Genomic DNA, 11,528 nt, shown 5'->3' with positions numbered 1-11,528 from the left:
ACGCCACTTGTTCAGCAGTCTCCTAGACCGTGAAGCCGATCGCCCGGAGCTGTTCCCGGCCGTCGTCCGTGATCATCTGAGGACCCCACGGCGGCATCCACACCCAGTTGAGCTCGAGGTCGTTGGCCAGGTCGGAACCCACCACCGCGCTTCGGGCCTGGTCCTCGATCACGTCGGTCAGCGGGCAGGCCGCGGAGGTCAGCGTCATGTCCACGCGCGCGATGGTGGACCCTTCGGTCTCCCCCGGGCGGACCCAGATGTCGTAGACCAGCCCGAGGTCCACCACGTTGATCCCGAGCTCGGGATCGACCACGTCGCGCATGGCCTCCTCGAGGTCGGCGACCAACGCGAGGTCCTCCTCCGACTGCTCGGGGCGATTGGGGTCGGGGCGGAATTCACCGTTGTAGACGGTGCCCGCCGCGGTCGCGTTCTCCTCCGCCGACGTCGCGTCGTCGACCGACGGGTCGTTGGCCGGGGTCATCTGCTCGGTCATGTCACTCACTCCTGATGCTGTTCGGTCTGTCGGCCGAGAGCGTCCCTGTATGCCATCCAGCCCAGCAGCGCGCACTTGACGCGCGCCGGGTATCGGGACACCCCGGACAGGGCGACGGCGTCGTCGAGGATCTCCTCGTCGCCCTCGTGCTTCCCGCGGGACGAGATCATCTCGTGGAAGGCGTCGTAGGCCTCGAGGGACTCCGACACCGTGCGGCCGACGATGAGGTCGGCCATCATCGAGGTGGACGCCTGGCTGATCGAGCACCCCTGCGCGTCGTAGGACACGTCCTCGATCGTCGACCGGTCGTCGGAGAGTTGCAACCGCAGCGTCAGCTCGTCGCCGCAGGTCGGGTTGACGTGATGCACCTCGGCCCCGAAGGGCTCCCGCAACCCGCTGTGGTGCGGATGTCGGTAGTGGTCCAGGATGACTTCCTGGTACATCTGTTCGAGCTTCACGACCGCGCACCTCCCACTCCGAAGAACTGCTGGGCCCGGCGCAGCGACCGGGCGAGCACCTCGACCTCGTCGAGGGTGTTGTACAGCGCGAACGAGGCCCGGACCGTGGACTGCACGCCCAGTCGGCGGTGCAGCGGCCACGCACAATGATGTCCCACCCGTACCGCGACACCGTCGTCGTCCAGGACCTGGCTCACGTCGTGGGCGTGGACGCCGTCGACCACGAAGGAGACGGCACCGCCCCGCGCGACCATGTCACGGGGACCGACGATCCGGATGCCGGGGATCTGGCCGAGGGCCTCGAGGGTGGCCGCGGTGAGCGACTCCTCGTGACGGGCGACCGTCTCCATCCCCACGCTTTCGAGGTAGCGCACGGCGGCGGCGAGGCCCACGGCCTGCGACACCATCGGCACACCGGCCTCGAACCTCTGGGGCGGGTCGGCGTAGGTCGACTTCTCCATGGTCACGGTGGAGATCATCGATCCGCCCGTGAGCACCGGCGGCATGGCCCGGAGCAGCTCCCGACGTCCGTAGAGCACGCCGATGCCGGTGGGACCGAGCATCTTGTGTCCCGAGAACGCGGCGAAGTCCACCCCGAGTCCGTGGAAGTCCACGGCCATGTGCGGGACGGACTGGCACGCGTCCAACACGACGAGCGCGCCCACCGCCTTCGCGGCCTCGACGACGCGCGCCACGTCGGTCACCGCGCCGGTGACGTTGGACTGATGGGTCAGCGCGACGACCTTGACCGCGTCGGTCAGCCGGAGAGAATCGAGATCGATCCGTCCGTCGTCGGTCACGCCGTACCACTTCAGCGTGGCACCGGTGCGGCGGCACAACTCCTGCCAGGGCACCAGGTTGGCGTGGTGCTCGAGCTCGCTGATCACGACCTCGTCACCCGGGCCCACGGAGTACGGACCGAATCGGTCGTCCCCGAGCGCGAAGGCGACGAGGTTGAGCGCCTCGGTGGCGTTCTTGGTGAACACGAGCTCGTCCACATCGGCCCCGACGAACCCGGCGATCGCGGCGCGCGCGTCCTCGTAGGCGTCGGTGGCCTCCTCGGCCAGTTGGTGTGCGCCCCGGTGGACGGCCGCGTTGGAGCTCAGGAGGAAGTCCCGCTCCGCGTCGAGTACCGGGATCGGGCGCTGCGAGGTCGCCCCGGAATCCAGGTAGACCAGGGGCTTTCCGTCACGGACCGTCCGCTGCAGGATCGGGAAATCCGAGCGGACGGCCGTGATGTCGAGGGTCGAGGTCATGTTCTCCCAGCTGTCCGATCAGGCGTTCGCGGGCGTGAGGTACTTCTCGTACCCCTCGGCCTCGAGCTCGTCCGCCAACTCCGCCCCACCGGAGGCGGCGATCCGGCCGTCCACGAAGACGTGGACGCGGTCGGGCGTGATGTACCGAAGGATGCGGGTGTAGTGCGTGATGAGGAGGATTCCGCCGTTCTCCTCCGACCGGTAGCGGTTCACGCCGTCCGACACCACGCGCAGCGCGTCCACGTCGAGACCGGAGTCGGTCTCGTCGAGCACGGCGATCTTGGGCTTGAGCAGATCCAGCTGGAGGATCTCGTGGCGCTTCTTCTCGCCGCCGGAGAAGCCCTCGTTGACGCTGCGCTCGGAGAAGGCCGGATCGAAGTCGAGGTCGGACATGGCCTCCTTGACCTCCTTGACCCAGTGCCGCAACTTGGGTGCCTCGCCCCGGACCGCGGTGGCCGCGGTGCGCAGGAAGTTGGCGGTCGAGACCCCGGGGATCTCGGTCGGGTACTGCATGGCCAGGAACAGGCCGGCGCGGGCGCGCTCGTCGACCTCCATCGACAGGACGTCCTCGCCGTCGAGCGTGACGGTCCCGCCGGTGACCTCGTACTTGGGGTGGCCGGCGATGACGTAGGCGAGGGTCGACTTGCCGGAGCCGTTGGGGCCCATGATGGCGTGGGTCATCCCCGACTCGATGGTCAGGTCGACGCCCTTGAGGATGTCGACGGTCTCGGCCGAGTCGGCCGTTGCCGCGACGCGGGCGGTCAGGCCCTTGATCTCGAGAATGGTCATTGGTGTGCTCGCAATCTTTGTGAAGTCTTCGGGGGTGGTCTCTCGGGGGTCTGGGATCAGATCCCGGAGGACTGCAGTTCCAGCTCGACGGCCTCGGCGATCCGCTCACGTACCTCCGGCACGCCGATGCGGTTGATCACCTCTCCGAAGAAGCCACGGACGACCAGTCGCCGGGCGACGTCCTCGGCGATACCCCTGGACATGAGGTAGAACAGGTGCTCCTCGTCGAATCGTCCCACCGCGCTGGCGTGGCCGGCGCCGGCGATCTCACCGGTCTCGATCTCGAGGTTCGGCACCGAATCCGCGCGGGCCCCGTCGGTGAGGACGAGGTTGCGGTTCATCTCGTAGGTGTCGGTCCCCTCGGCGGCGGCGCGGATGAGGACCTCGCCGATCCACACGGTGTGGGCGTCGGGCAGGTTCGACGACGCATCGCCCTGCAGAGCGCCCTTGTAGAGGACCCGCGAGGTGCAGTGGGGAACAGAGTGGTCGACGAGCAACCGGTGTTCGATGTGCTGGCCGTCGTCCGCGTAGTACAGACCGTTGATGTTCACCGTGCCCCCGGGGGCCGTGAACGTCGCCAGTGGTGCGATCCGGACGAGTTCGCCACCGAAGGTCACCGCGGTGTAGGTGAGGGTCGAGTCGCGACCGACCTGCAGGTGGTGATTGGCCATGTGCAGCGCGTCGTCATCCCAGTCCTGGATGAGCACCACTTCGAGGTGGGCCGAGTCGCCGACGATGAACTCGACGTTCTCGGCGACCGTCCCCCCGCCGCGCTGGTCCACCACGAAGGTGGCGTTGGCGAACGGCTCCAGGCGGATCTGGGCGTGGCCGTAGGCAAGTTCGCCCTCCCCCGGTCCGTCGACCGTCACGTACACGGGGTCGGCCAGGACGGTCTCCTTGGCCACGGTCAGCACGGTCGCGGTGTCGACGGAGCTGAAGGCCTGCGCCGCGACGCGGTCCCGGGGTGCCCCGGCCTCGCCGATCCGCTTGTCGTCGGTCCCGACGCTCTCGACGGTCAGTCCGTCACGCTCGGCGACGGAGACGAGCAGGTTCCCGGTGGCCGTGACGCGCGATCCGTCGTGGATGCCGCGCAGCCGCTTGAGCGGGGTGAAGCGCCAGATCTCGTCCTTGTGGCTCGGGACCTCGAACGCGCCGACGTCGAAGGAGGAGAACTGGTCGCCCTTGGTGGCGGTGACGGGGACGCCGTAGCGATCCGTCACCGGGGTGGGGCCGGTTCCGGTGGTGGGTGAAGTGGTGTCGGTCATGGCGGTCAGCCCACCGATCCTTCCATCTGGAGTTCGATCAGGCGGTTGAGCTCGAGGGCGTACTCCATGGGGAGCTCCTTGGCGATCGGCTCGACGAATCCGCGCACGATCATGGCCATCGCCTCGTCCTCGGCCAGTCCGCGGCTCATGAGGTAGAACAACTGGTCCTGGCTCACCTTGGAGACGGTGGCCTCGTGACCCAGGGTCACGTCGTTCTCGCGGATGTCGATGTAGGGGTACGTGTCGGACCGGCTGATGTTGTCCACCAGCAGCGCGTCGCACTCGACGTTCGACTTGGATCCCTTCGCACCGGCGTTGATCTGGATCAACCCGCGGTACGCGGAGCGACCGCCGCCTCGCGCCACCGACTTGGAGACGATGTTCGAGGAGGTGTTGGGCGCCAGGTGCAGCATCTTCGAGCCGGTGTCCTGGTGCTGACCCTCCCCCGCGAACGCCACGGAGAGGACCTCGCCCTTGGCGTGCTCGCCGGTGAGCCAGACCGCCGGGTACTTCATGGTCACCTTGGAGCCGATGTTGCCGTCGATCCACTCCATGGTGGCGCCCTCCTCGGCCCGGGCGCGCTTGGTGACGAGGTTGTAGACGTTGTTCGACCAGTTCTGGATGGTCGTGTAGCGGCAGCGGCCGCCCTTCTTGACGACGATCTCGACCACGGCCGAGTGCAGCGAGTCCGACTTGTAGATCGGCGCGGTGCACCCCTCGACGTAGTGCACGTAGGCACCCTCGTCGACGATGATGAGCGTGCGCTCGAACTGGCCCATGTTCTCGGTGTTGATGCGGAAGTAGGCCTGCAGCGGGATGTCCACCTGGACACCCGGCGGGACGTAGATGAACGAGCCGCCCGACCACACCGCGGTGTTGAGGGCGGAGAACTTGTTGTCACCGGCCGGGATCACGGAACCGAAGTACTCCTCGAAGTACTCGGGGTGCTCCTTGAGTGCGGTGTCGGTGTCCATGAAGATGACACCCTGGCTCTCGAGGTCCTCGCGGATCTGGTGGTAGACCACCTCGGACTCGTACTGGGCCGCGACGCCGGCGACCAGACGCTGCTTCTCCGCCTCCGGGATGCCGAGCTTGTCGTACGTGTTCTTGATCTCCTCCGGCAGGTCCTCCCACGAGGTGGCCTGCTTCTCGGTGGACCGCACGAAGTACTTGATGTTGTCGAAGTCGATCCCCGACAGGTCCGAACCCCATCCGGGCATGGGCTTCTTGTAGAACGTCGCCAGCGCCTTGAGTCGCTTGGCGAGCATCCACTCGGACTCGCTCTTCTTGGTGGAGATGTCACGCACCACGGCCTCCGAGAGGCCGCGCTGGGCTGTGGCACCGGCGGAGTCGGAATCGTGCCAACCGTAGTTGTACTGACCGATCGAGGCGATCCGCTCCTCATCGGTGGTCGGCTCGTGCACGGTGACGTCGGCCGTCACCTGATCTGGGGTGATGGTCATCGCACAGTCCTTTCGGGGGTCGGAACCGACGCGTCTGCGCCGGCCGCTGCGGGGATGGTCGCCGCCAGGTCACCGGCGGTCACCATCCCCGTGGGGATGTTCGTGGTGCAGGCGCAGTCTCCGCCGGCGATGGTGGCGAGGCGCTGGACGTGGGTGCCCACGATCTCGGCCACCACCTCCTGCTCGGCCTCGCAGAGTTCCGGGAACTGGGACGCGACGTTCCACACCGGACAGTGGTGCTGGCAGATCTGGAGGCCTGATCCGGCGTCCTCGATCGACGCGGCATATCCCGAATCCGAGAGGGCGACGGCGATGTCCGTCGCCGCACGCTCGACGTCCTGCGGTCCCTCGGCGGGCCGGACGTGTCCGATGACCGAGCGGACGCGCTGGCGGGCGAAGTCCGCGACGGCGGCGGTGCCGCCGACGCGTCGCAGGGCGGACAGGGCCTCCACCGCCAGGTGGTCGTACCCGTGCTGCGCGGACCTGCGGCCCGTCGCGGTGACCTGGAACGCCTTGGCCGGCCGACCGCGGGTGCCGGCCGGGCGGGTCCGGGTGGCCTCGACCTCGCCGGACTCGACCAGTTGGTCCAGATGTCGGCGGACACCGGCAGCGGTCAGCCCGAGCTCTCGTCCGATCTCTACGGCGGTCAGCGCTCCTCGTTCCAGCAGGAGTTCACGGACGGCCGAGCGGGTGTCGGGCCGCGTGCTGCTCTCGTACGCGTGCTGCACGCTCATCTGCCACTCCCTTCCGGCTATGCTCGGTGCGCCCCGTGCGGGACGCACCACCTCATATTACGCAACACTTCCGTGACGGAAATATTCCCACCCCCCCGGTGAGTCCGGCGGTGCCGTCGGAATGTGACCTGCGACACCCACTGTGGAGAGAGGCTGAGGTCAGTGGCACCCAGGTTCCCGGTACGCGGCGCGGGGTCGGTGACCGCCCGACTCCACACCGAGGAACGGTTCACCGGGGCCCCACCGTCGGCTGAACTGGCCCGACTCCGTCGGATCCGCAGGATCGGCACCACCGCGGCCGTCGCGATGGCGGTGGGTGCCCTGGGCGCCGGCGCCCTGCCGGTCCTCCAGAACCCCGTCGCGGGCGAGCGGTTGTTCGGCTTGTGGCTCAGGGTGCAGCAGTCCTCCATGACCGTGGTCATGACCGGGATGGTGGTGGTGACGCTCTGCTGGCTGTTGCTCGCCCCGTACGTCCTCGGCCGGGATCGCCGGGGACGGCTGAGCGGCCGCATCGACAGGGCCACACTCGACCGCATCATCGCGTCGTGGGCGATTCCGCTCGCGCTGGCCCCGCCCATGTTCAGCAAGGACGTCTACAGCTATCTGGCCCAGGGCGCGATCGGCAACACCCTCGACGACCCGTACGCGCTGGGTCCCGTGTCGGCGCTGGGCACCTCCCACGCCTTGACTGTCAACGTCCCGGACATCTGGCGGGACACGCCGAACCAGTACGGCCCCCTGTTCCTCGGCGTGCAGAAGGTGATCCACACGCTCACGGGGGACGACGTGGTGGCCGCCACGATCCTGCACCGGGTGGTCGCCATCATCGGGATCCTCATGCTGGGCTGGGCTGTCCCGCGCTTGGCGGAGTACTGCGGGGTGTCGGACGTGGCGGCGCTCTGGCTGGCGGTGGCCAACCCGCTCGTGCTGTTCCACCTGGTGTCCGGGATCCATTCCGAGTCGCTCATGATGGGGCTGCTGGCCGTCGGGCTCGTGCTGGCCCTCCGCGCGGTGGACTCCCCGGAGTCCGGCCGTCGGACCACGGTTCTCTTCGTCGTGGGGACCGTCCTGGTCACCGGGTCGGCGCTGGTGAAACTGCCCACCGTCGTCGCCCTGGGTTTCGTCGGGATGGCGCTCGCCCGTCGTTGGGGTGGCGGGTATCTCGCCACCGTGCGGGCGGCGCTGGTGATGGTGGTCATCAGCGGTGCCACCACCGGACTGGCCATGCTCGCGACCTCCTCGGGCCTCGGGTGGATCACGAAGCTCGGAGCGGCCACGTCCCTACGCAGCTGGCTCTCACCGCCCACTGCTCTGGGGGTGATCGTCGGCGGGATCGGGCAGTACCTCGGACTGGGTGACCACACCGCCCAGATCCTGGTGATGGTGCAGACCGCGGCGCTCGTGATCGCCGGCGTGTTCACCGTGAGGATGCTGTTCGCGGTCTCCGCCGGGCGGATCGACCCGGTCGGCGGCCTCGGGGTGTCGATGGCGGCCATCGTCCTGTGCTTCCCCGTCGTCCAACCCTGGTACGTCCTGTGGGCGCTGATCCCGCTCGCGGCGTGGGCCTCGCGGATGGAGTTCCGGATCCCCGTCGTGGCGGTCAGCGCCGTGCTCGCCTGCTTCACCCTCCCGCCGGGTGCGGGCCTGCCGCCGTTCGTCACCGTCCAGGCGTGGGTGGCCACCGTCGTGGCCGTGACGGTCCTGCTGATCGCGATGTTCCGCTGGCCGGGGCTGTTGCGCTTCCGGTAGTCGACGCGGCCTAGAATGCTCCCGTGACCTCACGCACCGACTCCCCCGCGCTCCACGTCGAGGGACTCGTCAAGAGGTTCGGGGAGACCACGGCCGTGGCCGGTCTGGACCTCCGACTGGACCGCGGTGAGGTGATGGCGCTCCTCGGTCCCAACGGCGCCGGCAAGACCACCACGGTCGAGGTCTGCGAGGGATTCCTCCGGCCTGACGGTGGATCCCTCCGGGTGCTGGGGTTCGACCCGGTGTCCGACCGTCAGCGGGTCCGCAGCCGGATCGGCATGATGCTGCAGGGCGGCGGGGCGTACCCCGCGGCGCGTGTCGGGGAGATGGTCCGTCTGGTCGCCTCGTACTACGCGGACCCCCTCGACCCGGACTGGCTCCTCGCCGAACTCGGGCTCAGCGACCACGTCTCGACCCCCTACCGGCGTCTGTCCGGCGGCCAGCAGCAGCGACTCTCGCTCGCCATCGCGGTCATCGGCCGACCTGAGCTGGTGTTCCTCGACGAGCCCACCGCAGGTCTCGACGCGCAGTCCCGGCGGGCCGTGTGGGACCTGGTCGGGGCGTTGCGTCGCGACGGTGCCGCCGTCCTGTTGACGACGCACCTCATGGACGAGGCCGCCGCCCTGGCCGACGAGGTCGTGATCATCGACCACGGCCGCCGTGTGGCCGCCGGCTCGCCGGCGGAGCTCGCCCGGGCGGGGACGTCCGAAGGCGTGACCCTGGTCGTCGACGGTGAGGCCTCCCCGGGTCTCCTGAGTGAGGCGATCGGTCCGGACCACACGGTGACGACGGGGTCCGCGGCGGGGGTCCTGGAGGTCCACGGCCCGGTCTCCCCCGAACTCATGACCACCCTCTGTGCCGCGCTCGAGAAGGCCGACGTCCAGCTCACCTCCCTGGCCACCCGCGCCAGGAGCCTCGAAGAGGTATTCCTCGACCTGACCGGACGGGACCTGCGATGACCGACACCCAGACCGGCGCCAACCGCTTCGCGCCGGGCACGTTCGCCCGCCCGTCCGCACCCGCCCCCCTCCTCCGTATGGCCGCGTCGCAGACACGGATGGAGCTGACGCTGTTCCTGCGCAACGGTGAGCAGCTCCTGGTCGCCCTGGTGATCCCCGTGGCCGTGTTGTTCGCGCTCACCGCGATCGAGTTCGGTTCGATCCCACAACCGAGGATCGACTACGCGATCACGGCGGTGTTGACCCTCTCCGTCATGGGTACCGCGTTCACCGGACAGGCGATCGCCGTCGGCTTCGACCGTCGTTACGGCGCGCTGAAGAGACTCGGCGGGACCCCGCTCCCACCGGCCGTCATCATCGGCGGCAAGATCCTCGCCACGCTGATCCTGGTGGCCGGCCAGGCTGTCCTGCTCGGTGCGATCGCGGCCGGGCTCGGCTGGCGCCCCGGAGCGGCCGGGCTGGCGGTGGGCGCGGTGATGATCGCGTTCGGATCGGTCGCGTTCTCCTCGATGGGGCTCCTCCTCGGGGGGACTCTGCGGGCCGAGGTCGTGCTGGCACTGGCCAACCTCATCTGGTTCGTCCTCATCGGCGCGGCCGGGCTGGCGATCGGTGTGGCGGCCCTGCCCGGGTGGCTGCACGACCTCCTCGTCGTCGTCCCGTCGTACGCGCTGACCAGCGCACTGGTCACGGCGATCGACGGAGGGTTCCCCGCCGTGGCGGCCCTGGTCCTGGTCGGGTGGACCGCGGTCTGCGCCGGACTGGCCGTGCGGCACTTCTCCTTCACCTGATCGCGGAGCCGTCTGCGCGCCCGCCTAGAATCGGGGGCGTGACCTCGACTTCGCACGCCCCGAACCCCGGCAGCCATGCCACGAGCGAACCCCCCGGACCGACGGGACCGTTGTCCCGTCTGCCGATGCCGTCGATCCGGCTGCAGAAGGGCCTCGCGCTGGCCAACGTCTTCGCCCAGATCGGCATCATGACCACCGGGGTCACCGTTCGGGTGACCGCCTCGGGGCTGGGCTGCGAGACGTGGCCGCGGTGCAACCAGGACAGTTTCGTGCCCGTCGCCGGCGCCGGACCCGCGATGCACCAGGCCATCGAGTTCGGCAACCGGCTCCTGACCTTCGTGCTGATCGCGATCGCGGCGGCCCTGCTTCTCGCGATCCATCGTGCCGGCCGTCGCCGCGGGCTCAAGGTGCTCGCCTGGGCGATGCCCGCGGGGATCCTGGCGCAGGCGGTGATCGGGGGCATCACGGTCCTGGCCGGCCTGGTGTGGTGGACCGTCGCGCTCCATCTGCTCCCGTCCATGATCCTGGCCTGGCTCGCGGCCGTCCTGTTCGTCCGGATCGGGGAGGCCGACGACGCCCCCGCCCGCCGTGTCCTGCCCCCGCCGTTGTCCTGGCTCATCGTCCTGTCCGCGGTGCTCCTGGCCGGTGTGCTGGTCACCGGCACCATGGTCACCGGGGCCGGGCCCCACGCCGGTGACGCCCGCATCGAGGCCGCCGACCGCCTCCAGATGCCGATCCAGTGGCTGGTCCACTTCCATGCCGAACTGATGGTCGGGTACGTCTGCCTGCTCATCGGTCTGGCGTTCGGCCTTCTCGCGTTGCGCGCCCAGGGACCGGCCATCCGGCGCTGCCTGATCCTCATCGCGATGATCGCGGCACAGGCCGTCGTGGGGATCACCCAGTACCAGCTGGGGGTGCCCGAGGTGCTGGTGGTCCTGCACGTGACGCTGGCGGGGGCCATCACCGCCGTGACCGGCGCACTCTGGGCCTCGGCGGTCATCAGGGACCGGGCGGACGGGAGTCCGCGGCCCGCGTAGTCCGACCGGCGGCAGGGCCCGCCTGACGCGAATGCGGAACGGCCCCGCCGTGGCGGGGCCGTTCTCGTCCTACCGGGGTCTCAGAGCAGGGATCCGGAGCCGGCCATGCGCTTCCAGTGGCCCGCGGGCACATCGGTATGGGAGACCAGTTCACGGGTCCAGTCCGAACCGGTGAGCCCGGGAACCGAATCGCGCACGGCCTCGGCCTCGGCGAGGGTGTCGACCATGTAGTCGTCCATGACCCCGTCGGCGCCCACGAACGTCAGACGGATCCCCGTCCGACCGGTGGGCTGCAGGACGAGATCGGCCGCGCCGCCATGGCGGGCGAGGAACTTCTTGACGAACTTCACGGCGCCCGGGGGCGGTGTCGGGCCCGCCGGAACGCGCTCGACCTTGATGGGATCGATCTTCTCCGACGGCGCCTTCTCCGCCGCCTGCTTCTCGACCGACTTGTCCTCGGCGGCCGGCTCGTCCGCCGGAGGAGTCGCGGCGGGCTGGGACGCGGCAGGGGCGTCGGCGGGCCGGGAGGCGGCGGAG

General features: G+C 69.4%; 12 protein-coding genes. 4 read left to right on the top strand and 8 right to left on the bottom strand.

The annotated features are described in order from the left end of the window. Positions 1-22: 22 nt before the first annotated feature. The 7 genes from G6018_RS01290 to G6018_RS01260 are packed head-to-tail and all read right to left on the bottom strand — an operon-like array spanning position 23 to position 6,458. Positions 23-493 (bottom strand): metal-sulfur cluster assembly factor, encoded by a 471-nt coding sequence (locus tag G6018_RS01290; protein WP_179525310.1) that lies wholly within the window; start codon positions 491-493, stop codon positions 23-25. 5 nt (positions 494-498) lie between these two features. Beyond that, complete coding sequence (gene sufU / locus G6018_RS01285) at positions 499-951, bottom strand: Fe-S cluster assembly sulfur transfer protein SufU (protein WP_179525311.1); 453 nt, start codon at positions 949-951, stop codon at positions 499-501. Beyond that, on the bottom strand, positions 948-2,207 hold the full coding sequence (locus tag G6018_RS01280; protein ID WP_179525312.1) for a cysteine desulfurase: 1,260 nt from the start codon (positions 2,205-2,207) through the stop codon (positions 948-950). The genes sufU and G6018_RS01280 overlap by 4 nt, the downstream gene beginning before the upstream one ends. Positions 2,208-2,225: 18 nt before the next feature. Continuing rightward, positions 2,226-2,996 carry a Fe-S cluster assembly ATPase SufC gene (gene sufC / locus G6018_RS01275; RefSeq protein ID WP_179525313.1) on the bottom strand — a complete coding sequence of 257 codons (771 nt, stop codon included), beginning with the start codon at positions 2,994-2,996 and terminating at the stop codon, positions 2,226-2,228. A 56-nt stretch (positions 2,997-3,052) separates the two neighbouring features. After that, positions 3,053-4,261, bottom strand: coding sequence for a Fe-S cluster assembly protein SufD (sufD, locus tag G6018_RS01270; RefSeq protein ID WP_182638525.1), 1,209 nt, complete (start codon positions 4,259-4,261; stop codon positions 3,053-3,055). A 5-nt stretch (positions 4,262-4,266) separates the two neighbouring features. Continuing rightward, positions 4,267-5,724, bottom strand: coding sequence for a Fe-S cluster assembly protein SufB (sufB, locus tag G6018_RS01265; RefSeq protein WP_179525315.1), 1,458 nt, complete (start codon positions 5,722-5,724; stop codon positions 4,267-4,269). Beyond that, complete coding sequence (locus tag G6018_RS01260) at positions 5,721-6,458, bottom strand: HTH domain-containing protein (protein ID WP_179525316.1); 738 nt, start codon at positions 6,456-6,458, stop codon at positions 5,721-5,723. Before G6018_RS01260 ends, sufB begins: the two co-directional genes overlap by 4 nt. A 162-nt stretch (positions 6,459-6,620) precedes the next feature. On the opposite strand from G6018_RS01260, the gene mptB reads away from it, so the two are divergent. The 4 genes from mptB to G6018_RS01240 are packed head-to-tail and all read left to right on the top strand — an operon-like array spanning position 6,621 to position 10,991. Then, complete coding sequence (gene mptB / locus G6018_RS01255) at positions 6,621-8,207, top strand: polyprenol phosphomannose-dependent alpha 1,6 mannosyltransferase MptB (RefSeq protein WP_182638524.1); 1,587 nt, start codon at positions 6,621-6,623, stop codon at positions 8,205-8,207. Between the two features lie 23 nt (positions 8,208-8,230). Then, entirely contained in the window at positions 8,231-9,166 is a 936-nt protein-coding gene (locus G6018_RS01250) for an ABC transporter ATP-binding protein (RefSeq protein ID WP_182615376.1), read from the top strand. Continuing rightward, positions 9,163-9,954 carry an ABC transporter permease gene (locus G6018_RS01245; protein ID WP_182638523.1) on the top strand — a complete coding sequence of 264 codons (792 nt, stop codon included), beginning with the start codon at positions 9,163-9,165 and terminating at the stop codon, positions 9,952-9,954. Before G6018_RS01250 ends, G6018_RS01245 begins: the two co-directional genes overlap by 4 nt. 38 nt (positions 9,955-9,992) lie before the next feature. After that, positions 9,993-10,991 carry a COX15/CtaA family protein gene (locus tag G6018_RS01240; protein WP_182638522.1) on the top strand — a complete coding sequence of 333 codons (999 nt, stop codon included), beginning with the start codon at positions 9,993-9,995 and terminating at the stop codon, positions 10,989-10,991. Between the two features lie 80 nt (positions 10,992-11,071). On the opposite strand, the gene G6018_RS01235 is transcribed toward G6018_RS01240, so the two are convergent. Then, on the bottom strand, positions 11,072-11,528 hold a 457-nt coding region (locus tag G6018_RS01235; protein WP_187700820.1), incomplete at its 5' end, for a hypothetical protein.

Origin of the sequence: Dietzia sp. DQ11-44 (assembly GCF_014145205.1) — a bacterium.
In the GTDB taxonomy this organism is placed as follows: Bacteria; Actinomycetota; Actinomycetes; order Mycobacteriales; family Mycobacteriaceae; genus Dietzia; species Dietzia natronolimnaea.
This window is presented reverse-complemented; position numbering and strand designations above follow the sequence as displayed.

Coding starts and splice junctions, on each gene's coding strand:
- G6018_RS01290 (WP_179525310.1), bottom strand. CDS start 493: ATGACCGAGCAGATGACCCCGGCCAACGACCCGTCGGTCGACGACGCG.
- G6018_RS01280 (WP_179525312.1), bottom strand. CDS start 2,207: ATGACCTCGACCCTCGACATCACGGCCGTCCGCTCGGATTTCCCGATC.
- sufC (WP_179525313.1), bottom strand. CDS start 2,996: ATGACCATTCTCGAGATCAAGGGCCTGACCGCCCGCGTCGCGGCAACG.
- sufD (WP_182638525.1), bottom strand. CDS start 4,261: ATGACCGACACCACTTCACCCACCACCGGAACCGGCCCCACCCCGGTG.
- sufB (WP_179525315.1), bottom strand. CDS start 5,724: ATGACCATCACCCCAGATCAGGTGACGGCCGACGTCACCGTGCACGAG.
- G6018_RS01260 (WP_179525316.1), bottom strand. CDS start 6,458: ATGAGCGTGCAGCACGCGTACGAGAGCAGCACGCGGCCCGACACCCGC.
- G6018_RS01245 (WP_182638523.1), top strand. CDS start 9,163: ATGACCGACACCCAGACCGGCGCCAACCGCTTCGCGCCGGGCACGTTC.